This window comes from Mycolicibacterium boenickei (assembly GCF_010731295.1).
Lineage (GTDB): Bacteria > Actinomycetota > Actinomycetes > Mycobacteriales > Mycobacteriaceae > Mycobacterium > Mycobacterium boenickei.
Map to the genome: position 1 here is coordinate 352958 of NZ_AP022579.1, position 26004 is coordinate 378961.

29 protein-coding genes and 1 riboswitch are annotated in these 26004 nt (G+C 66.6%); of the genes, 16 read left to right on the forward strand and 13 right to left on the reverse strand.

The genetic code is table 11. The features are described 5' to 3' along the window. Window positions 1-182: 182 nt before the first annotated feature. Window positions 183-809 (reverse strand): LON peptidase substrate-binding domain-containing protein, encoded by a 627-nt coding sequence (locus G6N57_RS01685; protein WP_077742681.1) that lies wholly within the window; start codon window positions 807-809, stop codon window positions 183-185. Window positions 810-870: 61 nt separating this feature from the next. Between G6N57_RS01685 and G6N57_RS01690 the strand changes: the two genes are divergently transcribed. Continuing rightward, window positions 871-1893, forward strand: coding sequence for an Lrp/AsnC family transcriptional regulator (locus tag G6N57_RS01690; protein WP_077742559.1), 1023 nt, complete (start codon window positions 871-873; stop codon window positions 1891-1893). 3 nt (window positions 1894-1896) lie between these two features. Here the strand turns inward: G6N57_RS01690 and G6N57_RS01695 are convergent, their stop codons facing one another. Genes G6N57_RS01695 through G6N57_RS01710 form a run of 4 tightly spaced genes read right to left on the reverse strand, consistent with a single transcriptional unit; the run spans window position 1897 to window position 4556 of the window. Further along, the gene (locus tag G6N57_RS01695) at window positions 1897-3027 is read right to left on the reverse strand and encodes a glutamate--cysteine ligase (protein ID WP_077742560.1); all 1131 of its coding nucleotides are present in this window, start codon (window positions 3025-3027) and stop codon (window positions 1897-1899) included. Beyond that, the gene (sodC, locus tag G6N57_RS01700) at window positions 3008-3715 is read right to left on the reverse strand and encodes a superoxide dismutase[Cu-Zn] (protein WP_077742561.1); all 708 of its coding nucleotides are present in this window, start codon (window positions 3713-3715) and stop codon (window positions 3008-3010) included. The genes G6N57_RS01695 and sodC overlap by 20 nt, the downstream gene beginning before the upstream one ends. Before the next feature lie 10 nt (window positions 3716-3725). Further along, window positions 3726-4196 carry a LytR C-terminal domain-containing protein gene (locus tag G6N57_RS01705; protein WP_174814446.1) on the reverse strand — a complete coding sequence of 157 codons (471 nt, stop codon included), beginning with the start codon at window positions 4194-4196 and terminating at the stop codon, window positions 3726-3728. Between the two features lie 48 nt (window positions 4197-4244). Next, on the reverse strand, window positions 4245-4556 hold the full coding sequence (locus G6N57_RS01710; RefSeq protein WP_029110770.1) for a nucleoid-associated protein NapA: 312 nt from the start codon (window positions 4554-4556) through the stop codon (window positions 4245-4247). 138 nt (window positions 4557-4694) lie between these two features. On the opposite strand from G6N57_RS01710, the gene G6N57_RS01715 reads away from it, so the two are divergent. The 3 genes from G6N57_RS01715 to G6N57_RS01725 are packed head-to-tail and all read left to right on the forward strand — an operon-like array spanning window position 4695 to window position 7033. Further along, window positions 4695-5288, forward strand: coding sequence for a peptide deformylase (locus G6N57_RS01715; protein WP_077742562.1), 594 nt, complete (start codon window positions 4695-4697; stop codon window positions 5286-5288). A gap of 12 nt (window positions 5289-5300) precedes the next feature. Beyond that, the gene (locus tag G6N57_RS01720; RefSeq protein WP_077742563.1) at window positions 5301-6203 is read left to right on the forward strand and encodes an N-acetylglutamate synthase, CG3035 family; all 903 of its coding nucleotides are present in this window, start codon (window positions 5301-5303) and stop codon (window positions 6201-6203) included. Window positions 6204-6220: 17 nt separating this feature from the next. Further along, window positions 6221-7033: an exodeoxyribonuclease III gene (locus G6N57_RS01725; RefSeq protein WP_174814447.1), complete on the forward strand. Its 813-nt coding sequence runs from the start codon at window positions 6221-6223 to the stop codon at window positions 7031-7033. 21 nt (window positions 7034-7054) lie between these two features. Here the strand turns inward: G6N57_RS01725 and G6N57_RS01730 are convergent, their stop codons facing one another. Genes G6N57_RS01730 through G6N57_RS01745 form a run of 4 tightly spaced genes read right to left on the reverse strand, consistent with a single transcriptional unit; the run spans window position 7055 to window position 11110 of the window. Next, window positions 7055-7792, reverse strand: a complete 738-nt coding sequence (locus G6N57_RS01730; protein ID WP_077742564.1) for an LOG family protein — start codon at window positions 7790-7792, stop codon at window positions 7055-7057. After that, window positions 7789-8430: a class I SAM-dependent methyltransferase gene (locus G6N57_RS01735; protein WP_077742565.1), complete on the reverse strand. Its 642-nt coding sequence runs from the start codon at window positions 8428-8430 to the stop codon at window positions 7789-7791. Before G6N57_RS01735 ends, G6N57_RS01730 begins: the two co-directional genes overlap by 4 nt. 19 nt (window positions 8431-8449) lie before the next feature. Beyond that, window positions 8450-9298, reverse strand: a complete 849-nt coding sequence (locus G6N57_RS31760; protein ID WP_077742566.1) for an LppU/SCO3897 family protein — start codon at window positions 9296-9298, stop codon at window positions 8450-8452. A 54-nt stretch (window positions 9299-9352) separates the two neighbouring features. Continuing rightward, window positions 9353-11110 (reverse strand): MFS transporter, encoded by a 1758-nt coding sequence (locus tag G6N57_RS01745; RefSeq protein ID WP_174814448.1) that lies wholly within the window; start codon window positions 11108-11110, stop codon window positions 9353-9355. A gap of 260 nt (window positions 11111-11370) precedes the next feature. Continuing rightward, a riboswitch (TPP riboswitch) is annotated at window positions 11371-11479 on the forward strand. On the opposite strand from G6N57_RS01745, the gene thiC reads away from it, so the two are divergent. The 7 genes from thiC to G6N57_RS01780 all read left to right on the forward strand — a co-directional run bounded on the left by thiC (window position 11470) and on the right by G6N57_RS01780 (window position 17809). Then, window positions 11470-13077 (forward strand): phosphomethylpyrimidine synthase ThiC, encoded by a 1608-nt coding sequence (gene thiC / locus G6N57_RS01750; protein WP_077742683.1) that lies wholly within the window; start codon window positions 11470-11472, stop codon window positions 13075-13077. (Overlaps the previous riboswitch by 10 nt.) Further along, entirely contained in the window at window positions 13074-13910 is an 837-nt protein-coding gene (thiD, locus tag G6N57_RS01755; RefSeq protein ID WP_077742568.1) for a bifunctional hydroxymethylpyrimidine kinase/phosphomethylpyrimidine kinase, read from the forward strand. The genes thiC and thiD overlap by 4 nt, the downstream gene beginning before the upstream one ends. After that, entirely contained in the window at window positions 13907-14533 is a 627-nt protein-coding gene (locus tag G6N57_RS01760; RefSeq protein WP_077742569.1) for an alpha/beta hydrolase family protein, read from the forward strand. Before thiD ends, G6N57_RS01760 begins: the two co-directional genes overlap by 4 nt. Next, window positions 14530-15072: a septum formation family protein gene (locus tag G6N57_RS01765; RefSeq protein WP_077742570.1), complete on the forward strand. Its 543-nt coding sequence runs from the start codon at window positions 14530-14532 to the stop codon at window positions 15070-15072. Before G6N57_RS01760 ends, G6N57_RS01765 begins: the two co-directional genes overlap by 4 nt. Before the next feature lie 46 nt (window positions 15073-15118). Next, on the forward strand, window positions 15119-16495 hold the full coding sequence (locus G6N57_RS01770) for a cytochrome P450 (protein WP_077742571.1): 1377 nt from the start codon (window positions 15119-15121) through the stop codon (window positions 16493-16495). Continuing rightward, window positions 16492-16761 carry a DUF3303 domain-containing protein gene (locus G6N57_RS01775; protein ID WP_077742572.1) on the forward strand — a complete coding sequence of 90 codons (270 nt, stop codon included), beginning with the start codon at window positions 16492-16494 and terminating at the stop codon, window positions 16759-16761. The genes G6N57_RS01770 and G6N57_RS01775 overlap by 4 nt, the downstream gene beginning before the upstream one ends. A 109-nt stretch (window positions 16762-16870) precedes the next feature. Next, a complete protein-coding gene (locus G6N57_RS01780) occupies window positions 16871-17809 on the forward strand; it encodes a DUF5996 family protein (protein ID WP_077742573.1) in 939 nt (312 codons plus the stop codon). A 30-nt stretch (window positions 17810-17839) separates the two neighbouring features. On the opposite strand, the gene G6N57_RS01785 is transcribed toward G6N57_RS01780, so the two are convergent. Then, a complete protein-coding gene (locus tag G6N57_RS01785) occupies window positions 17840-18679 on the reverse strand; it encodes an alpha/beta hydrolase (RefSeq protein WP_077742574.1) in 840 nt (279 codons plus the stop codon). A 113-nt stretch (window positions 18680-18792) separates the two neighbouring features. On the opposite strand from G6N57_RS01785, the gene G6N57_RS01790 reads away from it, so the two are divergent. The 3 genes from G6N57_RS01790 to G6N57_RS01800 all read left to right on the forward strand — a co-directional run bounded on the left by G6N57_RS01790 (window position 18793) and on the right by G6N57_RS01800 (window position 21198). Next, the gene (locus G6N57_RS01790; RefSeq protein WP_077742575.1) at window positions 18793-19359 is read left to right on the forward strand and encodes a TetR/AcrR family transcriptional regulator; all 567 of its coding nucleotides are present in this window, start codon (window positions 18793-18795) and stop codon (window positions 19357-19359) included. A gap of 68 nt (window positions 19360-19427) precedes the next feature. Next, complete coding sequence (locus G6N57_RS01795; protein WP_077742576.1) at window positions 19428-20912, forward strand: flavin-containing monooxygenase; 1485 nt, start codon at window positions 19428-19430, stop codon at window positions 20910-20912. A gap of 16 nt (window positions 20913-20928) precedes the next feature. Next, window positions 20929-21198 (forward strand): DoxX-related protein, encoded by a 270-nt coding sequence (locus G6N57_RS01800; RefSeq protein ID WP_077742577.1) that lies wholly within the window; start codon window positions 20929-20931, stop codon window positions 21196-21198. Here G6N57_RS01800 and G6N57_RS01805 read toward each other — a convergent pair. Beyond that, the gene (locus tag G6N57_RS01805; RefSeq protein ID WP_077742578.1) at window positions 21165-22412 is read right to left on the reverse strand and encodes a TetR/AcrR family transcriptional regulator; all 1248 of its coding nucleotides are present in this window, start codon (window positions 22410-22412) and stop codon (window positions 21165-21167) included. The two genes, G6N57_RS01800 and G6N57_RS01805, sit on opposite strands and share 34 nt — an antisense overlap. Before the next feature lie 96 nt (window positions 22413-22508). Between G6N57_RS01805 and G6N57_RS01810 the strand changes: the two genes are divergently transcribed. After that, complete coding sequence (locus G6N57_RS01810; protein ID WP_077742579.1) at window positions 22509-22733, forward strand: hypothetical protein; 225 nt, start codon at window positions 22509-22511, stop codon at window positions 22731-22733. A 10-nt stretch (window positions 22734-22743) separates the two neighbouring features. Next, a complete protein-coding gene (locus G6N57_RS01815) occupies window positions 22744-23070 on the forward strand; it encodes a hypothetical protein (protein ID WP_077742580.1) in 327 nt (108 codons plus the stop codon). Between the two features lie 119 nt (window positions 23071-23189). Here G6N57_RS01815 and G6N57_RS01820 read toward each other — a convergent pair whose 3' ends face one another. Together G6N57_RS01820 and G6N57_RS01825 are read right to left on the reverse strand one after the other, a co-directional pair. Continuing rightward, window positions 23190-24311, reverse strand: a complete 1122-nt coding sequence (locus tag G6N57_RS01820) for an NAD(P)H-dependent flavin oxidoreductase (protein WP_077742581.1) — start codon at window positions 24309-24311, stop codon at window positions 23190-23192. Then, on the reverse strand, window positions 24308-25960 hold the full coding sequence (locus G6N57_RS01825) for a medium/long-chain-fatty-acid--CoA/3-oxocholest-4-en-26-oate--CoA ligase (protein WP_077742582.1): 1653 nt from the start codon (window positions 25958-25960) through the stop codon (window positions 24308-24310). Before G6N57_RS01825 ends, G6N57_RS01820 begins: the two co-directional genes overlap by 4 nt. Between the last annotated feature and the right edge of the window lie 44 nt (window positions 25961-26004).

Below are 26004 nucleotides of genomic sequence, written 5' to 3' on the forward strand. Positions count from 1 at the left end.
GGAGATGTAGGGTGCCGGCCCCTGTGACGAGCGTGCAGCTTCTGCCGGCGGATCGTTGAATCTGCCTGAAAAACCTGCACATTCGCCACAGTGCCGGAAGCGGACATCACACCGGGCCCGGCACACCAATTCGCCCGGGTAGGGACAGAGTTATCGCCGTCCGAAGCACCGAAGCCGCGTGCTCACTCCGAAAGCTGAAACTCCACCATCGCGGTGACGGTGTCCACTGCCTCGCTGAGCACCTCGACCCGGGCGGCTTCCGACGGCGCCGCCAGCAGCGAGTAGCGGTCGGCCTGCCCGATCGGCAACCGAGCGGCCAAGGCGTACAGGCGGTTCTCCGGGTCGACGCCGGCCGACTCCACGATCTCGCGGCTGCGGATCGGTGTGCCGCGAGCCTCCCCGATCCGGTCGAGCAGTGCCACCATCCGGTCTTCGACATCGCTGATCCGGGCGGCGTCCGCCCGGCCGTCGGGTTCGTCGGGCCAGAGTTCGATCTCGGCCCGCGGATACGGGTCGTCGTCGAGCCAGCGCTGCACCCGGATGCGCTCACCCATGAGGCACAGCAGCCGGTACTTGCCCACACCGAATTCCTGGCAGTCCACGATCAAGGCCCGCGCCCCGACGTCGCACCGGCGGTCACCGCCGCCCACCTCGCGGCCGGCCGAGATCAGCACTACTCCGAAAGACGGCTCTGACATGGCCATACAGTCGCCCACCATCGCCACGTAGCGCGGTTCGAAAATCCGCAACGGCAGTTCCTGGCCGGGCAGCATGGCCACTTCGAGAGGAAACATCGGTGAGACCGTCATGTCGCCAGGATCGTCCTCGCCTATGGGGTTGGCAAGCACCGGCAGCCGGTAACCTCGGGTGATGCCACCGTCAGCGGAGCTTGAGGCAACCCGCACGCTGCTGTCCGACCCGGGCTACACCGACCTCGACGCGGTCGACCGCCAACTGATCGAACTGCTGCAAGCCGATGGCCGTATTCCCTACGCGGAGCTGGCCCGTCGTGCCGATGTCACGGAAAAGGCTGCGCGCCGCCGGGTTTCGCGGCTGCTGGACGAGGGCTACATGACCATCGCCGCCATCACCGATCCGGCGGTGCTCGGATTCGGTTCGCTGGGGCTGGCTCTGCTGACCGTCGACGGAACGCGCACGCCGGTCGAGCTCGCCGCCGAGCTCGCGCGGCTCCCCGAAGCGGATTACGTGACGGCGACGACCGGACCGTACGGCGTGGTCCTGGAACTGGTCTGTACCGACGCCCGCGAACTGCACGATGTCGCCTTCGGCAAGATCGCGACGCGGCCCGGCGTCCGTTCGGTCGAACTGCTGCCCTACCTTCGGCTGCATTATCAGCAGGCCCGGCTCTCCGGTGTGCTCGCCGACGGCGCGGTGCGTCCGCGCCCACTCGACGACATCGACCGGGCGATCCTGACGCGCCTGGCCGTCGACGGCCGCGCCGCCTTCCGCGACTTCGCTTCTGCGCTGGGCTTGTCCGAGACCACCATCCGGGTTCGGTACAACCGGATGGTGGAGACGGGCGCGGCCCGGGTGATGTGCATCGCCAACCCGCTGCGGCTCGGCTACCGCCACAGCAGTTGGGTGGCGCTCCGTACCGACGGCCGGGCCGGCGCTCAAAAGGTGGCCGAGGCCCTGACCCGCGTGGACACGGTGTCGTACGTGGCGTTGACGGCCGGCCGGTGGGACGTGCTGGCCGAGGTGGTGACCGCCCGCGGCGAGGATCTGCTCACTGTGCTCGACGAGAGCATCCGCGGCCTGGACGGGGTCGCCGCCATGCAGGCCTGGCCGTATGTTGCGGTGCACTACAAGGCAATTCATCCCCGAAACGGCGATGAGGCGCCCCGCTACGACACCGACATCCGGTTGGCCTGAGGATTACAGCTGGAGTTCGCCGACCAGCGCGTCGACGACTTCGCGGAGGTCGCCGTCGTTCTCCTCTGCCACCCGGCGCTGCCGCTGATACGAGCCGCCGCCGCGGTAGATGTCGGTCACTGCGGCGAGCTCGTCGGAGCATCCCAATGACTTGGCCACCGGCTCAAGGTGATTGAGCAGATCATCGAGGTCTTCGGTGACCAACCGCTCATTGCTGTCCGCGTCCAGGATGATCACGGCGTCCAGGCCGTAACGCGCGGCACGCCACTTGTTCTCCTGCACGTGCCAGGGCGGCATGGTGGGCAACTGCTCGCCCGCGTCGAGCCTGCGGTCCAGGTCGACGATCAGGCAGTGGGTCAGGGCCACGAGTGCACCGAGCTCACGCACGTTGGACACTCCGTCGAAGATCCGCACCTCGACGGTGCCCAGATGTGGCGACGGCCTGATGTCCCAACGAATCTCGTTGAGGTGATCGATGATGCCGGTCTTCTTCTGATCGTGCACGAAGCCCTCGAACTCCGGCCAGGTCTGGAATTGGAACGGCAGGCCGGCGGTGGGCAACTGCTGGAACATCATCGCCCGGTTGCTGGCGTACCCGGTGTCCTCACCGTCCCAGAACGGTGAGGACGCCGACAGTGCCAGCAGGTGCGGGTATTGATTGAGCAGCGACGAGATGATCGGCATCACCTTGTGCGCCGAGGAGATCCCGACGTGCACGTGCACACCCCAGATCAGCATCTGGCGACCCCACCACTGGGTGCGCTTGATCAGCTCGGCGTACCGCGGCGCGTCGGTGAGCTGCTGCGCCGACCATTTCGCGAACGGATGGGTACCCGCGCAGAACAGCTCCATGCCGCGGTCATGCACGATCTTGCGCACGGGCCCGAGGGTGCTGCGCAGGTCCTCCATCGCCTCACCGGTGTTCTCACAGATGCCGGTGACGATCTCGATGGTGTTGCGCAGCAACTCCTTGTGCACGTGCGGGCTCTCGCCGACCTCGGCGATCACCTCGGCGGCGCCGTTGCTCAGATCACGAGTGTCGGCGTCGACGAGAGCGAACTCCCATTCGACGCCGACAGTTGGCCGGGGCGACCCGGCGAAATCGATTCGGCTGTCAGCCGGCGCCGATAACACCGCACGCCACCCGACTGCCGGCGTCGCCGGTGGCCAAGGTCGCCTGATCGGGGCCGGGAGCACCGCCGATGACCTGCTGGTACTTCTCCGGCGGGATGTTGGCGAAGTTGTCCGACTTCTCGTGGATGATGATCGCGGTCTTGGCTCCGCCGAGCAGGTCCGCCGCGGTGAACGCGTCGGTGGTGGTCACCAGCTTGCCCGAGCCGTCAGCGCGGACCTGCAGCGAGCTCAGGTCACCGCTGGACGGGTGGCCGCTGTGTCCGGAGACCTGGAAATGGCCGCCGGCCGAGTTGAAGTCACCGGGCGCACCGCCGGTGGGGGCCACCGAGTTGGCCTCGCACTTGCCGACCGAGTGGATGTGCAGGCCGTGGAATCCCGGAGCCAGCTTGCCCGGAGCGGTGGTCTCGACGGTGACGGTGGCGAAGCCGTCGGCGAACTGGAAGTCGGCGGTTGCCACCGAGGTGCCGTCTGCGGTCTTCAGCTCCGCGGTGAGGGTCTCGCCGCCGCTGGTGGCCGGTGCACCGTGCCCGCCGCCCTCACCGGGAGCGGCCGACGGCGACGGCGATCCGGTCCAGATCGCCGGGGTGGTACCGGGCGTGTCGGACGGCACCTGTCCGGGCGGACTGCAGGCGCTCAGCGCGACAACGGGGGCAGCGAACAGCATGGCAACACTGACGGGCTTCAGCATGGCCCAAAGCCTAGCCGGTGACTACTACGATCACGCCCGGTGGTTGCTCGAGAAGTTCCGCACGCCGAGGTTCGACGGGCGCTTGGATCGCCTTGCCCACGGCTTCGGCAGCTTCCTTCTCGCCCGCGGTCTCACCGAAGAACACCGTGGTGCCGGTGACACCTTCCAACGCCAGGTTGCCGGTCTCGGTCACATTCCAGTGCGCCTCGCGCAACCGGTTGGCCGTGGTCTCGGCCGCACCTGCGACATCGGAAACGTTGTAGACGCGCACGTCGGCCTTGGCCTCTGGTGCGGGTTCGGCCTTTGCCGAGGTCTTCGTGGTGGTCGTCGAGGTGGTCGTGGTCACGGACGACGACTGATCCGAAGAGTCGTCGTCGGAGCCGAGCGCCTGGAAACCGACCAGCAGGAACACGACCCCCAGGAACAACAGCACCATCACCATGGCACGCAGGGGCAACCCGGAGGAGTCTCGCTGATTCATCGCCACCACTGTATCGAGCGAACCGCCCGATCCCTCATTGCGTGACCTCTAGGTAGTGATATCGAAGCCGAGCCGCCGCGCAGCCCGCGCCTTCTGCCGGCTCGCCCGCATCCGCCGCAGCCGCTTGACCAGCATCGGGTCTGCGGCCAGCGCCTCGGGTCGGTCCACCAACGCATTCAGCACCTGGTAGTAACGGGTGGCCGACATCGAGAAGAGCTCTTTGATCGCGTCTTCCTTGCTGCCGGCGTACTTCCACCATTGGCGTTCGAACGCCAAAATATCGTGCTCGCGCCGGGTGAGCCCATCGCTCAGATCAGAGTCGTCCCCGGATTGCTCAGTCCGCGCCATGGCGCCGTCCATATCGCTCCCTGGACCCTTCCGACACTTGAGAAATGACATCACTGTGGTTCGGCGATTATTCAACCACGGCTTGCTGGGTCCGGCTGACACATAAACCCGCGAGTCGGGTGAGAAGGATTGCCACTTTAAGCTTCCCCCATGGCCGTCGTACCGATTTGCATCGTCGGGGATCCCGTTCTGCACACGCCGACCGAGCCGGTGCCTGTCGGCCCGGACGGTTCGCTGCCCGCGGACCTGCCCCAACTCATCCAGGACATGTTCGACACCATGGACGCCGCGAACGGGGTTGGCTTGGCCGCCAACCAGATCGGTGTGGCCAAGCGGTTGTTCGTCTATGACTGCGCCCCGACCCGGGGCCACACCACCCGCCGCCGCGGGGTCGTCATCAACCCGGTGCTGGAGACCTCCGAGGTTCCCGAGACGATGCCCGACCCCGATGACGACGAGGAAGGCTGCCTGTCCGTACCGGGCGAGAATTTCCCGACCGGCCGGGCCGACTGGGCGCGGGTCACCGGGCTGGATGCCGACGGTTCGCCGGTCACTCTCGAGGGCACCGACTTGTTTGCCCGGATGCTGCAGCACGAGACCGGGCACCTCGACGGATTCCTCTACATCGACCGGCTCGTGGGCCGGTATGCGCGGGCGGCCAAGAAGACCGTCAAGCGCAACGGCTGGGGCGTGCCCGGCCTGTCCTGGATGCCGGGCGAGGTTCCCGACCCGTTCGGTCACTGATGCCGGTCACCGATGCCTGAGGTACCCGCGCAGGGGTCGCGGGTCAGCCTGCGGTACCGGCTGCCCGCCGGGTCGGCGAAGCCGATGACCGACGTGATCGGTCATCTGGAGCGCGTCGAGCCAACCGTGCTGATCCGCACCAAGGACGGCGAGCTCGTCGACGTCGCACCTGCCGACATCGTGAGCGTGCGCGAGCTGTCCCATGCCCCGGTGCGCGCCTCCGAGATTCGGGCGCTCGAACATGCGGCGGCACTGGCCTGGCCCGGTGTCGAGCAGCAATGGTTGGGCGGTTGGCTGCTGCGCGCCGGACACGGCGTCACCAGCCGCGCCAATTCGGCGATTCCGCTGGGCGTGTCGGCACAGATCGCCGATCTGTCCGCGGTGCGCGACTGGTACCGCGACCGCGACCTGCCCACCTGGCTTGCCCTGCCCGAGCGGCTGCTGCCGATCCGCACCCCGGGCATCAAGCCGGCGCGGGTGATGGTGCGCGAAGTACCCGGCTCCGCCGCCCCTGCCGACGTCACGCTGGCCCGGCAACCGGACGCGGAGTGGCTGCGGCTCTATGAACGCGATGTCCCCGTGGATGTGCTGACCGCGGTGGTCGACGGGCAGGTGACCTTCGCGACGGTGCCCGGTTGCGCCGTCGGCCGGGGTGCGGTGACGAGCGCCCCGGACGGGACACCCTGGCTTGGCATCTCGTCGGTCCGCGTGTCCCCCGCCCACCGCAGGCAGGGCCACGCCCGCGCGGTGTGCGAGGCACTGCTGGCCTGGGGCGCCGGGACAGGTACGAGGCAGGCGTACGTCCAGGTGGAAGTCGACAATCACGCGGCCATCGCGCTGTACACCGGACTGGGTTTCCGGCTGCACCACCAGACCCGCTATGTCGCGGCCGAGGATGTCCTCGGTTCGCGCTGACCGTAACCTCTAACCCCATGCGCCTGGCCACCTGGAACGTCAATTCCATCCGCACCCGAGCCGACCGCGTGGTCGACTGGCTGGAGCGAGCCGACGTCGACGTGCTGGCCATGCAGGAAACCAAGTGCACCGACGCGCAGTTCCCGATGATGCCGTTCGCCGCGTTGGGCTACGAGGTGGCCCACATCGGGCTCAACCAATGGAACGGCGTGGCGATCGCCTCGCGGGTAGGCCTGGACGACGTCGAGATCGGGTTCAGCGGACAACCGACGTGGAGCAGCAAGCCCGAGGAAGAGGCCACCGCCGAGGCCCGCGCACTCGGAGCGACCTGCGGCGGGGTGCGAGTCTGGAGCCTGTACGTGCCCAACGGCCGGACCCTGGCCGATCCCCATTACGCCTACAAGCTGGATTGGCTTGCCGCCCTGCGGGATACCGCCGCCGGTTGGTTGAAGGACGATCCGGAGCAGCCCATCGCGCTGGTCGGCGACTGGAATATCGCCCCCAAGGACGAAGACGTCTGGGACATGGCCGCCTTTGACGGCAGCACCCATGTGTCCGAGCCCGAGCGCGCCGCCTTCCAGGCCATGCACGACGCCCAATTCACCGATGTGGTGCGGCCTTTCACGGAAGGGCCGGGAATCTACACCTACTGGGATTACACCCAGCTGGCGTTTCAGAAGCGGCGCGGCATGCGCATCGACTTCATCCTCGGCTCTCCCGGCCTGGCGACACGCGTCACCGGCGCCGAGATCGTGAAGGACGAGCGCCGCCCCAAGAAGGGCACCACCGCACCAAGCGATCACGCTCCGGTCGTGGTCGAGCTCGGCTGACGCTTCGGCCCGCTTTCGCCGCTACTCCGCGGACGCGGCGATGAGGTCCACCGCCTCGGCCACGCTGTCGGTGCAGTGGATCAGGGCGAGATCGGATTCATCGATCTTGCCGCCGGGCAACACCGTGTTGCGGATCCAGTCGATCAGGCCCGCCCAGTAGTCGACGCCCAGCAGGATGATCGGGAACTCGGTGACCTTGTGCGTCTGCACCAGGGTCAGCGCCTCGAACAGTTCATCGAGGGTGCCGAATCCGCCTGGCAGGCACACGAATGCCTGCGCGTATTTGACGAACATGGTCTTGCGGACGAAGAAGTAGCGGAAGTTGATGCCGAGATCGACCCAGTGGTTGAGGCGCTGCTCGAAGGGCAGTTCGATACCGAGTCCGACGGAGAAACCACCGGACTCGCTGGCCCCGCGGTTGGCGGCCTCCATCGAGCCCGGGCCGCCGCCGGTGATCACCGCATAGCCCGCTCGCACCAGCGCGATGCCCAGCTCTTCACCCAACCGGTACTCCGGCGAATGCGGTTGCGTCCTGGCTGACCCGAAAACTGTGACAGCTCTGGGCATTTCCGAGAGAGCGTCGAAACCGTCGACGAACTCGCCCTGAATGCGCATCACTCGCCACGGATCGGTGTGCACCCAGTCGGTTGGGCCGCGCCGGTCGAGCAGCCGTTGATCGGCGGTCGAGGTGGCACAGCGGTCCCGACGCAGTTGCACTGACCCGCGAATCTGGAGCGGGCTGTCGTCATTCTCGGTCACGACGGCTTCACACCCACTGTGATGACGTCGGAGATCGGCGTCCACACCGGCCGGCGCACCCGGTGCTGTTCGGCGACGCTGAATCCGGCCGCCTCGAACAGCCCGCGCATCTCCTTCTCGGTGGGGCTGTGCGCGGGGGCACCCAGGTCGGCCGACAGCGCGTGCAGCGGCAGGAAGGTACGACGGGGGCTCATCGTCGTCACCGCCACCATTCCCCCTGGCGCCAGCACGCGAAAGAACTCCGCGAGCGCGGCGGGCTGGTCGAAGAAGTGGAAGGCCGATGTGGTCACCACCGCGTCGAGGAACCCGTCCTGAAAAGGCAGTTCCTCGGCCGGGGCCGACTTCCACCGCACCTGGTCGGAACGCTTGCGGGCCTGGGCGAGCATGCCGTCGGACATGTCGAGGCCGTACACCTCATCGGGTTGCAGTTCTCGCTGAATTCGATCGGCCATGATGCCGGTACCGCAGGCGATATCGGCGATCGTGCGGGCGCCGCGCTGCTGCAGCTGCGCGATCACCTCGTCCTGGGCAGGCCGGTACACCCACCGCTGCAGGCAGCCCTGGTCGTAGGCCGGCGCGGCGAAACTCCAGAAGCTCGTGATGGCGTCGTTGAACCCGCGGCGTTGTGTGGTGGTCACCGGCCCGAGTGTAGGGCGGCTATGACGGCTCCTCCCCGCAGTAGACCCGCGCCGGCTCGGGGAATGCCACCGCCTTCGCGTGGGAACTACACACCGCGGTGTCTGTCGATCCGTCGACCCGTTTGACGATCTTCGTGACGGCGTTCGGGTCGGAGCATTCCACCGGGGTGACGCGTTTGCTCGCCTCGTTGACGTCGAAGCACTCGCCCTCGTCGACGTTCAGGATGAAGCAGTAGATGCGAGACTCGTTCATCAGCACCGCATAGTGCGAGTCGTCCCGTTTGCCGTCCGGGCAGGTCCCGGATCCGCCGCCTTTGGACGCCAGCTCGTAGATGGCTCCCGCTCCGCTGCAGCTGACTGCGGTGAGGTTCATGTCCGCCTTGGCGTACTGATCGCCGGTGATGCAACCCCCCACCGCCAGGTCGCCACCGGAGGAGCCCGACCTCGTGGACCCGGACCCCGAGCTCGACTCCGACGTGCGCGACGCCATCCGCCCGGCCAAGCCCAACAGGCCGAGCACCAGGAGGACCACACCGATCACGATCATCGCGGTACCCGACTTCTTGGGAGGCGCACCGTAGGCCGGTGGGTAGCCCGGCTGCTGGGGGTAACCCGGTTGTGGGTAGCCGGGTTGTGGATACCCCTGTTGCGGATAACCCGGCTGCGGGTAGCCCTGCGGGTAACCGGGTGGCGGGTAGGCACCCGGCGGATAGCCGGGCTGACCGCTCGGCTGCGATCGCGATGACGAACGCCGAACCAGACCGAGGATCAGCAGCAGCAGCCCCAACCCGGGGATCAGCAGCCCGCCGAGGAGATAGCCCACGGAATACGCGGCGCTCCCGGCAGCGGCCAGATTGTGCACGACCATGGCGGTGAGTATGCCATTGCCGATGCCCCGAGATTCGTTTGCTGACAGGCTCGCTCAGGCCTCGTTGTCAGCCCCCGCCTCCGTGCCATAGCGGCCGGCACTGAACATCGACGCCACCGCACCGATCACCATCATCACGGCGGCCGCGGTGAACACCACCGTCAGGCCGGAGTGGAACGGTTCGGTGATCAGCTGGGGGAAGAACGTCTGGCCGGTGATCACGTCGGCGTTCACCCCCGGCTGATGCAGCGCGTCGTAGGGAGCGAGCAACTCGGCCATCGGGTTGTAGCCCAGGAACGCCGCGAACAGGCTGCCGACCGGGGGCAGGTTCGCCACATCGTTGGCCACCGAGGCCGAAACACCTTGCTGTGTCAGGCCGCTGGTCAACGCCGCGGGCAGCGTGTGGGCCAGCCCGACGATCATCAGTGAGAAGAAGATGCCGATCGACAGCGAGTTGCCTGCGTTGAAGAAGGTGGACCGCACACCGGAGGCCGCGCCGCGCTGGTCGGCCGGCGCGCTCGACATGATCGCCGCCGTGTTGGGCGCGGTGAAGATGCCGCCGCCCAGACCGTTGAGGAAGACCAGGATCGCGAAAACCCAGTAGTCGAAGTTGACCGGAATCATCAGGAGCGCCACGAAGGTGGCCGCCATCAGCAGCATGCCGCCGACGGTCAGCGGCCGCGCGCCGATGCGGTCGGACAGCGATCCGGCGATCGGCGCGGCGACCAGGAACCCGATGGTGACCGGCAGCAGGTAGATGCCTGCCCACAGTGGGGTGGACTCGAAGCTGTAGCCGTGCAGCGGCAGCCAGATGCCCTGCAACCAGATGATGAGCATGAATTGCAGCCCGCCGCGGCCCACCGAGGACATCAGCCCGGCGAGGTTTCCCATCCCGAACGCGGCCGACTTGAACAACCGGATGTCGACCATCGGCGACGACACCTTCAGTTCGACGACGCAGAAGGCCACCAGCAGCAGCAGGCCGATCGCGATGGAACCGAGGACCCATGGGCTGGTCCACCCGGTGGTCGAGTCACCGTAGGGCTGGATGCCGTAGGTGATGCCGATCAGCAGCACCGTCAGGCCGAGCCCGAAGGTGAGTGTGCCGGCCCAGTCGAGCCGTCCGGCGGTGCGGACCCCGAGTTCTTTCAGCGAGCGGTAGCTCCAGATGGTGCCGATGATGCCGATCGGCACGCCCACCCAGAAGACCGCCTTCCAGTGCCACTCGGACAGGAAGCCGCCGATCAGCAGGCCGAGGAACGATCCGGCGACGGCGGCCACCATGTTGGTGCCCAGCGCCATCCCGCGCTGGTTGGCGGGGAAGGCGTCGGTGAGGATGGCCGACGACGAGGCCATCAGCATGGCGCCGCCGACGCCCTGGACCACGCGCCAGCCGATCAGCCAGATCGCGCCGCCGCCGAGTTGGAACGGGTCGAAGGACAGTGCGATCGCGGCCACGGTGAACACCACGAAGCCGAGGTTGTAGATGCGGACCCGGCCGTACATGTCGCCGAGACGTCCGAACGGCACGACGAGCACCGCGGTCACCACGAGGTAGCCCATCAGCATCCACAGCAGATAGCTGACGTTGCCGGGAGCCAACGGGTTCAGGCCGATCCCGCGGAAGATCGCGGGCAGCGAGATCAACACGATCGAGGCGTTGATCGAGGCCAGCAGGATGCCCAACGTGGTGTTGGACAGCACCACCCACTTGTAGAACGGGTGGTCGTGATCCATGCGCTTGCGCCGGTCGGCGGTCTCGGCCTGCGCGGCATCGACGCCGCCGGCCGGGTTCGTCATCTCAGTCGTCATACCGTCTTCGCTCTAGTCGCTATCACCGGGCGCTGGGCCCAACATGTTCAAAACACATATATTAGCTATACAAATCATGTGCGGGCAATCTGAAGTGCCCTCCCCCCACTGCGCCGTTTTCGACCCGAGGGTCGTCAAACCACGCGATCAGCCACCCTGGAGTCGAAAACGGCGACGTCGTCTCGCAACCAAGGCGTGGCCACACGACACGTGACCGTTACTACCCAGCGGGGTACATCTGCGCTAGGTTGGGGCCTGCAAACCACACACGCGGGAGTGCGCACGAGCGCGCTGAGAGGACGGGTACGCCCGTCGACCGTACGAACCTGACCGGGTAATGCCGGCGTAGGGAGATTTTCATGACCGACCTTTTTGTCGACCCTTCTGTGACCACCGGTCCGATCACCGGAAGCACCAAGATCTATCGCGAGATCGACGGGATGCGGGTGCCGTTCCGCCGGGTCAATCTCACCAACGGTGAACACCTCGACCTGTACGACACCTCGGGCCCGTACACCGACGACGATGCGGTGATCGATCTGACCGCGGGGCTTCCGCCCCGCCCCAACGTGATCCGCGACCGCGGCACCCAGCTGCAGCGCGCCCGCGCCGGCGAGATCACCGCCGAGATGGCGTACATCGCTGAGCGCGAAGGGGTTTCGCCCGAGCTGGTGCGTGACGAGGTCGCCCGGGGCCGGGCCGTCATCCCCGCCAACCACAACCACCCCGAGGCCGAGCCGATGATCATCGGCAAGGCGTTCGGCGTGAAAGTCAATGCCAATATCGGTAATTCGGCCGTCACCTCCTCTATCGGCGAGGAGGTCGACAAGATGGTGTGGGCCACCCGCTGGGGTGCCGACACCATCATGGACCTGTCCACCGGCAAGGACATCCACCAGACGCGGGAGTGGATCCTGCGCAACTCCCCCGTCCCGGTCGGCACCGTCCCGATCTACCAGGCGCTGGAGAAGGTCAACGGCGACCCCACGAAGTTGACGTGGGAGATGTACCGCGACACCGTGATCGAGCAGTGCGAGCAGGGTGTCGACTACATGACGGTGCACGCCGGGGTGCTATTGCGCTACATCCCGCTGACGGTCAAGCGGGTCACCGGCATCGTGTCCCGCGGCGGGTCGATCATGGCGGCCTGGTGCCTGGCGCACCACACCGAGTCGTTCCTCTACACCCACTTCGAGGAACTCTGCGAGATCCTGGCCCGCTACGACGTGACGTTCTCACTCGGCGACGGCCTGCGACCCGGGTCGATCGCCGACGCCAACGACGAGGCCCAGTTCGCCGAGCTGCGCACCCTGGGCGAGCTGACGAAGATCGCGAAATCCCATGGCGTGCAGGTGATGATCGAAGGGCCGGGCCACGTCCCCATGCACAAGATCGTCGAGAACGTCAAGCTCGAAGAGGAACTCTGCGAAGAGGCACCGTTCTACACGCTCGGCCCGCTGGCCACCGATATCGCCCCGGCCTACGACCACATCACCAGCGCGATCGGCGCCGCCATCATCGCCCAGGCCGGCACCGCGATGCTGTGTTACGTCACGCCCAAGGAGCACCTGGGCCTGCCCGACCGCAAGGACGTCAAGGACGGCGTCATCGCCTACAAGATCGCCGCGCACGCCGCCGACCTCGCCAAGGGCCATCCCCGCGCGCAGCAGCGTGACGACGCGCTCTCGAAGGCGCGCTTCGAGTTCCGCTGGCACGATCAGTTCGCGTTGTCACTGGATCCCGATACCGCGCGCGAGTTCCACGACGAGACGCTGCCCGCCGAACCGGCCAAGACCGCGCACTTCTGCTCGATGTGCGGCCCCAAGTTCTGTTCCATGCGCATCACGCAGGACATCCGCGACGCCTATCCCGACGGGGTCGCCGACGAGATCGAACAGGGCATGGCAGCCAAGTCCCAGGAGTTCGCCGACCACGGCAACCGTGTCTACCTACCATTGACGACGTGAACTACCTGCCGTTGCCGCCCGCGGGTGGCACCCCGCTGCGGGTGATGACCATCGCCGGGTCGGACTCCGGCGGTGGTGCCGGGATCCAGGCCGACATGCGGACCTTCGCGATGCTCGGCCTGCACGGCTGCGTCGCGATCACCGCGGTGACCGTACAGAACTCGGTCGGTGTCAAGGGTTTTCACGAGATCCCGCTCGACGTCGTCGCGGGTCAGATCTCGGCCGTCACCGCCGACATCGGCATCCAGGCCGCCAAGACCGGCATGCTGGCCTCCTCGGAGATCATCAGCACGATCGCCGAGACCTGGCGGGCCGAGGGTCTGGCCGGAACCGTGCCCCTGGTCGTAGACCCGGTGTGCGCATCGATGCACGGCGATCCGCTGCTGCACCACAGCGCCCTCGAGGCGCTGCGCACAGATTTGTTCCCGCTGGCCACGCTGGTCACCCCGAACCTCGACGAGGTGCGGCTGCTGGTGGATATCGAGGTCGTCGACGAGGCCTCGCAACGGGACGCGGCCCGCGCGCTGCATGCTCTTGGCCCGCAGTGGGCACTGGTCAAGGGCGGGCACCTGCGCTCGTCGTCGGCCAGTCCGGACCTGCTGTTCGACGGCACGGAGTTTTACGAGTTCGCCGCGCCGCGGGTCGACACCGGCAATGACCACGGGGCCGGCGACACCCTCGCCGCCGCGACGGCTTGCGCTCTGGCACATGGCTGTTCAGTCCCGCAGGCGGTGGAGTTCGGCAAGGCCTGGGTGACCGAATGCATTCGGGCCAACTATCCGCTGGGCCACGGCCACGGCCCGGTGAACGCGCTGTTCCGGTTGCAGTCATGAATCTCGAGGCGATCGCGGGCGTCGCGCATGAACCCGAAGGTCCAGCACAGGGCGTCGTCGTCCTCACCCACGGAGCGGGCGGCAACCGAGATTCGGCCATGCTGGTCAAGCTCTGTGACGAGTGGGCCTCCCACGGCTGGCTGGCCATCCGCTACAACCTGCCGTACCGCCGCCGCAGGCCGAAGGGCCCGCCGTCGGGATCGGCGGCCGGCGACCAGGACGGGATCGCGGAGGCGATCGCGCTGGCCCGCACCCTGGGTGATGGCCCGGTGATCGCGGGCGGGCATTCCTACGGCGGCCGGATGACGTCGATGGTGTCAGCGGACGGGGCGGGCCCGGACGTGTTGACGCTCTTCTCCTATCCGCTGCATCCACCGGGCAAGCCGGAACGTGCCCGCACCGAGCATCTGCCCAGCATCACGGTGCCCACGGTGTTCACCCACGGCACGTCCGATCCGTTCGGCACCATCGAGGAGCTCACGGCGGCCGCGGCCTTGGTGACCGGGCCGACCGAGCTCGTCGTCGTCGAAGGTGCCCGTCACGACCTGGGATCCAAGCGTCTGGATGTCCCAGCCCTTGCGGTGGATGCGGCGCTGCGGGCTGTCGATATCGTCGAACCATGACCTACCCGCCCGGTCCTGGCCCGCACGGCCACAACTACCCGCCCCCGCCTCCGCAGCCGTATTCCACCGGTTCCGACCAGTTCTCGGCTCTGCCGAAAAAATCCCCGGCGCTCAAGTGGGTGCTGCTGGGTGTCGTGGTGCTGGTGGCGATCGTGGTCGCCGCGGGCGCGGTGTTCTACCTCGCCCGGGACCGCGGCGCCACCGAGGCCAGCCAGGTCCGTTCGGGTGATTGTCTGACCGAGATCCCCGACAGCAGCCGTGTGCTGTACGTCAAGACGGTGAGCTGCGATCAGCCGCACAAGGGTGAGGTGTTCGCGGTGCTGCCACTGCCCGACGGAGATTTCCCCGGCGACGCCGCGGTGGTCAAGTACGCCGACAAGTGCGCGCCGGCCCTCACCCAGTACGCCCCGAACGCCAACTCGGAATCCGGGATCCAGCTGTTCGTCCTGTACCCGACCGCGGACTCCTGGCAACGCGGGGACCGCTCGGTGACATGCATCGCTACCAGCAAAAATCCCCGCACCGGCAAAATAGAGTAACGCGCTACTCTAGGCCGCTCAGGCCGCGCGGTCAGACACTCGACACATGGTCGAGATCGATACGCGGGCCACAGCCACCCTGCCGCTCGCACCGCGCAATCCGCTGTCCTTCCGACAGACGATCAAGGCGATGCGGTCCTTCATCGAAGGACATCAGCGGCTCCGCGACGCCGGAGGGCCGGTCAGCCGGATGGTGCTCGGACCGCGGTGGCTGGTCCCGCCGGTCCTGCTGGTCACGTCCCCGCAGGGAGCGCGCGATGTGCTGGGCCGCCGCGACTCGGTCGCCGATCGCGGCACCGCCCTCAACATGGTCGAACTCCGCCGGCTGATGGGCGGCAACCTGTTGAACCTGCCGCACGAGCGCTGGCTGCCGCGGCGTCGAACACTACAGCCGATGTTCACCAAGCAGAGCGTGCCGCGGTACGCGGGGCACATGGCCGCTGCGGCACATACGATCGCCGACGGCTGGGACGACGGCGCGACGGTCGATCTGGATGTCGCGTGCCGAGCCCTCACGCTTCGGGCGTTGGGCCGGTCGGTGTTCGGTGTGGATCTCGACGAGAGCGCCGACGACGTCGGCCCCGCACTGCGTACCGCGCTGTCCTGGATTTCCGATCGGTCGGTCCGCCCGGTCAACTTTCCACAGTGGGTGCCCACCGGTGGCCAACGCCGGGCCAGGGCAGCCAACGCCCGCCTGCACCGGCTCGCCGCCGAGATCCTCGCCGCTGTGCGCGCCGATCCGGATCGGCATGCGCCGCTGGTGCGCGCGCTGATCGAGGCTCGCGACCCGGACACCGGCCGGCAGCTGACCGATGACGAGATCTGCGACGAATTGGTGCTTTTCATGCTCGCCGGGCATGACACCACCTCGACCACGCTGTGTTATTCGCTGTGGGCGCTGGGCCGCGATCCCGAGCTGCAGTCCCGCCTGTACGACGAAGTCGCGGCGCTGGGCGATCGCACGCTGACGCCCGAGGATGTGCCGCACCTCGAACACACCGTGCGGGTGCTGCACGAGGCGTTGCGACTGTGCCCGCCAGGGGCCGGCACCCCGCGGATGCTCAACGAGGAGATCACCGTCGACGGCTACCGCGCTGAGGCCGGCACGATGGCGATGGTCAATTTCTATGTCATGCACCGTGATCCGGCCCTGTGGGACGATCCGCTGACCTTCGACCCGGACCGGTTCAGCCCTGAACGGTCGGTCGGCCGAAACCGTTGGCAGTACCTGCCTTTCGGTGGCGGTCCGCGGTCCTGCGTCGGCGATCACTTCGCCATGCTGGAGGCCACCCTGGCCCTGGCGACCATCGTGCGGGAGGTCTCGGTGACCTCCTTGCGGGACGACTTCCCGGTGGAGACCCCCTTCACCGTCATCGCCGCGGAGCCGATCCCGGCCCGCATCACCAGAAGGAGTACGCCATGAAATTCATCGTGCACTGGACCCAGTCGCAGGCGAACTACCGGGATGCGGTCGAGAAGTTCAAGAAGACCGGCGGCCAGGTTCCGGAAGGGTCGACGATGCTCGGCCGCTGGTGGGGCATGAACGGCCAGGGTTTCGCCATCGTGGAGACCGACGACGCGAAGACCATGTTCGAGTCGGTGGCCGATTGGGGCGAATTCCTCACGTTCGACATCACCCCCTGCGTGGAGGACGCCGAGGCCGGCGAGGTGATCGCCAAGCTGTTCTGACCGGCGCGGTGCCACCATTCCGCGGCAACCCTCGGTGACGCACGGCTAGGCTGGCGTCACCGAGGTTGGAGATCGACGCATCGTCAGCGGCGGAAGGTGACACCTGTCCATGAGCACTCCCACCGACAACCCCTGGCCCGCGCTGCGCGTATCGGACTGGGAACCCACCCGCGACACCCTTCACATGTGGACGCAGATCGTCGGGAAGACCCGCCTGACGTACTCGCCATTGCTCAACCACTGGTGGGAGGTGACGCTGTACGTGAGCCCGCGCGGGCTGACGACGTCATCGATTCCCTACCGAGACCGGTTGTTCGACATGGAATTCGATTTCATCGACCACGTGCTCGCCATCCGGACCAGTGACGGCGGATCGGGCGCTGTGGCACTGGCCCCGAAGTCGGTCGCGGAGTTCTATGCCGAAACCCTTTCCGCACTGGACAAATTGGGCATCGAGGCGCGAATCCACGCCCGACCCAATGAGGTTGACCCAGCCATACCGTTCGCCGAGGATCACCAACACGCGTCCTACGACCCGCACGCCGCCAATCTGTTCTGGCGCCAGTTGGTGCAGGCGCACCGGGTGATCAGCGACTTCCGGGCACATTTCATCGGCAAGGCCAGTCCTGTGCACTTCTTCTGGGGCTCGTTCGACATGGCGTGCACCAGGTTCTCCGGGCGCCCCGCGCCCGAGCACCCGGGCGGCGCACCCAACTGTCCCAATGGCGTAATGGTGGAGGGGTATTCGCACGAGCTGAGCAGTTGCGGTTTCTGGCCGGGCGGTGGCGAGGAGGGCGCGTTCTACGCGTACGCCTATCCCGAACCGGAAGGATTCGCCGACTACCCCGTCGGCCCCGACGCCGGGTATTACAACAAGGACTTCCGGCAGTTCCTGCTGCCCTACGAGGCGGTGCGGACGTCGGCCGATCCCGACCGCGCCCTGATGGAGTTCCTGCAGTCCACGTATGCGGCCGCGGCCGACCTGGCCCACTGGGACCGCACGAGCCTCGAATGCGATCCCGAACGCTGGCAGCACCCCCGGCGTTGACCGGGGGCTGCCACGTCCGGACCCGTCGGGTCAGACTTTCTTGACGAAGTCGAGCGCCGTCTCGGCCACGTCGCGCCAACCGCTGTCGATCACCAGCGAGTGTCCGCGCCCCGGAATCTCCACGATCTCTGTGACATCCGGGTTCTTCTTCTGCCGTTTGAACGCACCGTTGGCGATGGCCCAGGGCACGGTGTTGTCCTTCTCGCCCGAAATGATCAGCAGCGGACCGCGATCCAGACTCAAGCTGTCGACCTTCGTTTCGGATGCGGGGTTGAAGTTGGACAGCGCGGCCTGGAACAGCGGTATCGCAGAGCCGGCCACGGAGTACTCGTCATAGAGCTGATCCGACTCCGCCTCAGAGACGGCGTTACCGAAGGAGAACCGGAACTGCTTGCGGGTCAGGGGAACAGCGCGGCCGTAGTTGAAGGGGTTTCCTATGACGGGAAATGCCGCCCTCAGCGCCGACACCGGGAGCGGCAGCACCCCGCGACCGGGCGCCGGGTCGATCGCGACCGCCGCCTTGGCCAGGCCTTGACCGGCGAGTTTCTGGGTGATCAACCCGCCGAAAGAATGCCCGATGATGATGGGCTTGCGGTCGAGCTGACGGACCACATCGGCGACGTGCTCCGTGATGCCGGCAACGGTCTTGCCCGCGAACACCGATGGGGCGCGGCGTGCCTCGGCCACGGTTTCGGGGTCGTCGGGCCAGCTCGGTGCGAGCGTGACGTAACCCCGGTCCTCGAACAGCGCCCGCCAGGCATCCCAACTGCTCGGCAACAGCCACAGGCCGTGGACGAATACGACAGGTTGAGCGTCGGACGCGTTGGCACGTTGCACTTCGGCCAGCTCGCGGGCGGTGATGGTGGTCATGGCGGTCTCCTCGTAAGTAGAAAGAACGGTCGTTCTTCCTCTCTAACTGTCGCTGCCAAGGATCTGTTCCCGGTTGCAGAAAGAACGTTCTAGCCGGGCGTAGCATCAAGGAAATGACCACGTCGGCGTCGACCTCAGCGGCCCGGGAGCGCCTGTTGCGCGTCGCCACCGAGCTCTTCTATCGCGAAGGCATTCACGCGGTAGGGGTGGATCGCATCCTCGCCGAGGCCAAGGTCACCCGCGCCACCATGTACCGCCATTTCAAGGGCAAAGAGGATCTCGTCGAGGCGTATCTCGCCACCGAGGACGCCACGATCCGGGGCTATTTCGCCGAGGCCGCGAGCCGCGCCGAGCCGGACACTGACATGCTCGAGCTGGTGATCGAGGGCATCGCCGAGGACATAGCGCGGTATCACACGCGCGGCTGCCCGTTCATCAACGCCGCCGCCGAATATCCCGACCCCGACAGCCGGATCCGGCGACTCATCACCGCGCACCGCGATTGGTTTCGCGGTGCGCTGGAACAGGCAGCTGCGGACCGGGACATACCCGCTGAGGTCGCCGCCTCGCTCGTATTGCTCCGGGACGCCGCCCTGGTCGGCGGATATCTCGATGGAATCGAAACCGTGAAGCCCGCCTTCACCCGGGCCGCGCGCCAGGCGGCTGGGATCGCGGGCTGACCCTCCCCCAGCGCCGGCACATTCCAGGCCTCGACAAAGTACCCGGTACCTGCGGTACTGTCTGCAGCATGAGCCCGGGGGAATACAACGCGGTCATCGTCGGCGCCGGCTTCGCCGGCATCGGCGCCGCCATCCAGCTCAAACGGCTGGGCATCGAGAACTTCGTGATCCTCGATCGCGAGGATGACCTGGGCGGCACCTGGTACGTCAACCACTACCCCGGCCTGGCCGTCGACGTGCCCACCACCACCTACTCGTACTTCTTCGAACCGAATCCGAACTGGTCACGGCTGTTCTCCACCGGCACCGAGATCAAGCAGTACGCCGACGACGTCGCCGACAAGTACGACGTGCGTCGCCACATCCGGTTCAACACGACCGTCGAAGGTGCCCGCTGGGATGAGGAGTCCTCGCGCTGGCGGGTGAGCCTGGCCGGCGGTGAAGCGCTCACCGCGCAGTTCCTGTTCACCGCCACCGGATTCCTGTCGCAGCCGCACACCCCTGACATCCCCGGCATCGGGGACTTCGCCGGCCAGGTCATCCACACCACCGACTGGGATGACAGCTACCGGCCCGACGGCCGCCGGATCGCGATCATCGGCACCGGCGCCACGGCCGTGCAGCTCATTCCCGAGCTGGCCCGCACCGCCGCGGACCTGACCGTGTACCAGCGCACCCCGATCTGGGTCGTACCCAAGATCGACCTGAAGTTCCCGGAACGGGTCAAGGCCCTGTTCGCCCGCGTGCCGGTCACCCAACGAATGATCCGTGCCGTCACCGACGCGATCTACGCGTTCATGGTCGACACCGCCGTGCTCAAGCACAGGTACTTCCGCCGGTTCAACATCGCCGCGGCAGACCTGGCCAAGCTGCACCGGTTCGCCTCGATCCGCGATCCCGAGCTGCGCCGCAAGCTGACCCCGGACTACGACTTCGGCTGCAAGCGCCCGACATTCTCCAACGGCTACTACCGCACATTCACCAAGCCGCACGTACACCTGCAGGCCGACGGGATCGACCACATCGAGGCCGACGGCATCGTCAACGCCGACGGCAGCAAGACCAGCATCGACACGCTGGTGCTGGCCACGGGGTTCGATTTGTGGGACGCCAACTTCCCGGCCATCGAGGTGATCGGGCGCGACGGCCGCAACCTCGGAAAGTGGTGGCGGGAGACCCGTTTCCAGGCCTACCAGGGAGTGTCGATGCCGTACTTCCCGAACTACCTGAGCCTGGCCAGCCCGTATGCATTCCTGGGTCTGAACTTCTTCAACACGATGGAGTATCAGATGAAGTTGATGGACCGGTTGTTCGGCGAAGTCAAGCGCCGGAACGCGACGACGTTCGAGGTGACCGAGCAGGCCAACAGCCGGTATCTGGACCTGATGACGGAGTTGTTGGGCGACTCGTTGTTCACCCTCGGAAACTGCGCATCGGCACGGTCGTACTATTTCAATCCGAGTGGCGAGGCAACGCTGCTCCGACCGATGACGACCCGCCGGGCCGTCGCCGAAGCCTCACGATTCCCGTTGAGCGACTACACATTTGCCTGATCAGAGAGGATCACACATGGCAGAGGGCAAGAACTCCACGCTGGCCAAGCTCGTTGGCCTCAGCGTGGCCGGCGCTGGCGTCTCACATTTCGTGAAGCCGCAGCTGTTCGAGTCGATCACCAAGCCGGCGTTCCCCAAGGACACGCAGAGGCACATTTACACCAACGGCGGCATCGAGACCGCGATCGGCCTGGGCCTCCTGCTTCCCAAGACCCGCAAGTTGGCGAAGATCGGCACCCTCGGCTACGTGGCCTATCTGGCCGGTAACGCCGTCCGCAACCGGTAGCGGCCCAACAGGGTCAGATCGATCATGACGGCGACGACGGCTCGGGCCTGCTCCGAATTCTGATAGTTCATGAGCCGGCCCAAGTCGATCACCAAGGCCATCGCGGCGTGAACCGCGAAACGCGCTTGAGCCGCACTCCATCCCGGGCGCACCGGCATCACGACCTCGACCCACGATTCCACGGCTGCACGCTGCAGGTCGCGGAGGATCTTCTGATCGGCGGGCGTCATGTTCAGGCGTTCGGTGTAGTAGACGTAGTCCAGCTCAGGCCGGTCGAAGGATCGGGCGACGTAGCCGTCGATGAGGGCACCGAGGGCCTGTTCGGGGTCATCGGTCGCGCTGAGCACGTCCGACATGTCCGCCGACAGCCGGTCGGCGGCGCGGCGGAACCCGGCGGCCAGGATGTCGGATTTGCCCGAGAAGTACCGATAGATCCCCGAGGCAGGCATCCCGACCGCGGCGGCGATGTCCTCCATCGTGGTGTCGCGATAGCCGTTCTGATTGAACAGGCGCATCGATTCGGTCAGCAGTGCTTCGTATTTCGTGGTGTTCACCGCCGCTGCGGGCGCCACCACCGGGGCGTCCGGGTTCGGAAACTCGGGAAGTTCGGCCGACAGAATGGTGTCGCAGATCTCGGCGAGGAGGGTACGGATCTGGCCGGCAGGCAATTTGGACCGGTGGTCGACCACGCTTCCGACCACGCCGAGCACCGCGGTCGAAAGGGTCCAGCGGGCCCGCGAGCCGAGTTCGGGCCGCAACTCCATCAGCGGGCGGTGTATCCGGCGGTGCACCGTGCGTACCTGCGCGTCCAGCGTGCTCTGGTCATCGCCGCGCAGATACCGCGCCTCCCAGCGGTACAGGCCACCGGATTCCCGGTTCACCAACGCGGTGTCGCTCAGCGCGGCGACGATCCTGCGCAACTGCTCACGGGGGTCCCCGTCGGCCTCGTCGGCGAACGCTGTCCCGTCGACAAGTTGCTGGCTGAGGTTGAGCACGGCGTCGCGAAACAATTCGTACTTGCTCGAATAGTGCCGGTACAACGCGGCTGCGGAGATACCGACGCGCGAGGCGATGGCCTCCATGCTCACGCCGTGGTATCCCAAGGCACTGAACGACTCCGCCGAGGCCCGCGCTATCTGGGCCTTTCGGTCTTTCGGGCGACGTCGCACACCATTGGCACCACTGTCGATCGACCGGGGCGAGATGCGCGCCATTCCGTCACACTAACGGACCGAACAGCCGGGTCAAAATGGTAGTTCGACAGAGAATGGGTATTAACATAGAGGCCGTCGAGGCCGGACGGGGGTCGTGTGGTTGCCAGGTTGCGGAGGTTGCTGGCCTATCGTGTCGCGCTCGGCGAACTGATCGTGGTGGCCGTGGTGCTCGGTGTGCCGTACCTGCTGATCGGCACTGTGTGGTCCGGCACCCACACCGACCATCTGCAATCGATGACCGGCCTCGACGCGGTGGTGTCCTTCTTGGGCGCGATCGTCTCGTGGCCGGTGCTGTTGTTCACCGACGTATGTATGACATGAAGGGGGAACGGTGAGTTTTCGCGCCGTCTATATCGGCCTTGCCGGGGCAGTGGTGCTCGGCATCGGGCTCTACCTGTTGAGCCTGCCGGTCTACCTCGACGACTTCGATCAGTTCGGCATGCAGATCCCGTGTGGCTCTGGGTACTCCGCGCACCTCGTTCAGGCCGGCGCCGCCGGGCAGGAGTACGTGGACAAGTGCGGGTCGGCCCTGACGATGCGCCGGCTGTGGACCATCCCCGTCGTCGCCATCGGTGCCCTGGCGCTGATCGCGGTGTTGTTCCGCGCCGCAACATCTTCGGCGCACGAGACACTGCTACCCAACCGCGATACGCCCTGACGGTCGGGGACCGCCGGCTTTGCCGGTGGTCTATCGACGGCGCGGCGAATCAGCCCAGTGAATCCCTGCCCACCGCAGCGCCTTACGCGTGGGCATGCAATGGAGCTCGAAGTCGAGACTCAGCTCTCGGCGATACCGTCCAGTCGCTTCGTGGCGGCCTCGAAACCGCTGACCAACTCACCGATGATGTCGGCGACGGGGCGGATCTCGTTCATCCGGCCCACGATCTGTCCGACCGGCATGGACACGGTGTCGGGGTTGTCCGACTCGTTCATCCGCTGATGGGCCTCGCTGACCAGGATGTTCTGCAGCGGCATCGGCAGCGGTTCCGGTGCGTCCGGGGCGTCCCAGGCGTCGGTCCACTTGGTCTTGAGCAGTCGGGCCGGCTTACCGGTGTAGATCTTGCGGCGCACGGTATCCGCGGTGGTCGCCTTGAGCAGCGCCTCCTGGATCGTGGAGGTACCGCCGGGCAGCCGGTGCCCCAGGTCGTACTCGACCGCGGTCAGGAACGCCGAGCCCATCCACACACCCGAAGCGCCGAGCGCCAGCGCGGCCGCGACCTGCTTGCCGGTACCGATACCGCCTGCGGCCAGCACCGGGGCCTTACCGTCCAGTGCGTCGACGATTTCCGGCCACAGCACCATCGAGCCGATCTCACCGGTGTGTCCACCGGCCTCGTGCCCCTGAGCGACGACGATGTCCACGCCGTTCTCGACGTGGCGCAGTGCGTGCTTGGCGCTTCCGGCCAGAGCCGCCACCGGGACCCCCGCGGCGTGCGCCTGCTCGATGACGTCGTTGGGCGGTGAACCCAGCGCGTTGGCGATCAGCTTGATCGGGTGCTTGAGCGCGACCTCGACGTGGCTGCGGGCCACCGAGTGCAGCCAGCCCAACACCCCCTCGTTGCGCTCCTCGTCCTCCGGCAGCGGCGGAACACCAAGGTCGGCAAGGGTTTTCGCGACGAAGTCGCGGTGGCTCTGCGGGATCAGCTTGTTGATGTCGACGGCCGTGCCCTCGGTCGGGATCTTGGCCGGCATCACCACGTCGACGCCGTAGGGCTTACCGCCGGTGTTGGCGTCCATCCACTGCAGAACCTCTTCGAGGTCGTCGGCGTCATTGAACCGCACACAGCCCAGCACGCCCAGACCGCCGGCCTTGCTGACCGCAGCGGCCACCTTCTCCGACGGGGTGAATACGAAGATCGGGTATTCGATCCCGAACTTCTCGCACAGATCGGTCTTCATCGCTTGGCTCCCACGTGATTCGCGTGCACCTCGTCGGCCGCGCGCTCCTCGGTCTGGTCCTTGGCCCACCGGTAGTCGGGCTTGCCCGCGGGCGAGCGCTTGACCTCGTCGACCAGCCAGAGGCTGCGCGGCACCTTGTAACCGGCGATCTCGTTGCGCACGAACGCATCCAGATCGGCCAGCGTCGGGCGCGCACCCTCACGCGGCTGCACGACAGCAGCGACGTGCTGGCCGAAGCGCTCGTCGGGCACACCGACCACCAGCGCGTCGAAGACGTCGGGGTGTCCCTTGAGCGCGGCCTCGACCTCTTCGGGGTAGATCTTCTCTCCACCGCTGTTGATCGACACCGAACCGCGGCCGAGCATGGTCACGCTGCCGTCGGCCTCGACCTCGGCGTAGTCACCCGGGATGGCGTAACGAATCCCGTTGTAGGTGCGGAAGGTCTCGGCGGTCTTCTTCTCGTCCTTGAAGTACCCGACCGGGATGTGGCCGCACTTGGCGATGATGCCGCGCACACCCGAGCCCGGAACCACTTCGTTGCCGTTCTCGTCGAGCACCTTGGTGGTCTTGTCGATGGTGACGCGCGGGCCACCGGTGTGGCTCTGGCCCTTGGCGACGATGCTGGTGCCGCCGAAGCCGGTCTCCGACGAGCCGATCGAGTCGGTGATGATCCGGTTGGGCAGCAGCTCGAGGAACTTCTCCTTGAGGCTCGTGGAGAACAGCGCAGCGGTGCTGGCGAGCAGGAACAGGCTCGACAGGTCGTATTCGTTGCCCGCGTCCTGATGGGCCAGCAGCGCATCGAGCAGCGGCCGGGCCATCGCGTCGCCGGTGAAGAACAGCAGATTCACCTTGTGCTCGTGGATCATCCGCCACGCCGCATCGGCGTCGAACTCCGGCATCAGCACCACGGTGTGGCCGGTGAACAAGGCCATCCAGGTGGCCGACTGCGTCGCGCCGTGAATCATCGGCGGGATGGGCAGCCGGATCATCGGCGGGTTGGCGGCGGCCTGCTTGGACAGGTCGTACTCGTCGGCGACGGGCTCGCCGGTGGCGAAGTCGGTGCCGCCGAACAGCACTCGGTAGATGTCCTCGTGACGCCACATGACGCCCTTGGGGAATCCGGTGGTGCCACCGGTGTAGAGCAGGTAGATGTCGTCGGCGCTGCGCGGGCCGAAGTCACGCTCGGGAGAGCTGTCGGCGATGGCCGAGTAGAACTCGACGCCGCCGTAGCGCTGGTAATCATCATCGGAGCCGTCCTCCACGACCAGGACGGTCTTGACCAACGGTGTCTCGGGCAGCACGTTGGCCACCCGGTCGGAGTAACGGCGCTCGTGGATGAGCGCGACCATGTCCGAGTTCTCGAACAGGTACTTCAGCTCACCCTCGACGTAACGGAAGTTGACGTTGACCAGGATCGCGCCGGCCTTCACGATGCCCAGCATCCCGATCACGATCTCGATGCGGTTGCGGCAATACAGGCCGACCTTGTCGTCCTTCTTGACGCCTTGTGAGATCAGATAGTGGGCCAGGCGGTTGGCCTTCTCCTCCAACTGCGCATAGGTCAGCTGTTCGTCGCCACAAATCAGCGCGACACGGTCAGGCACAGCGTCGATGGCGTGCTCGGCAAGATCGGCAATATTCAGGGCCACAGAACCTAAACTAGAACGTGTTACATTTCGAGACAAGTCTGGGT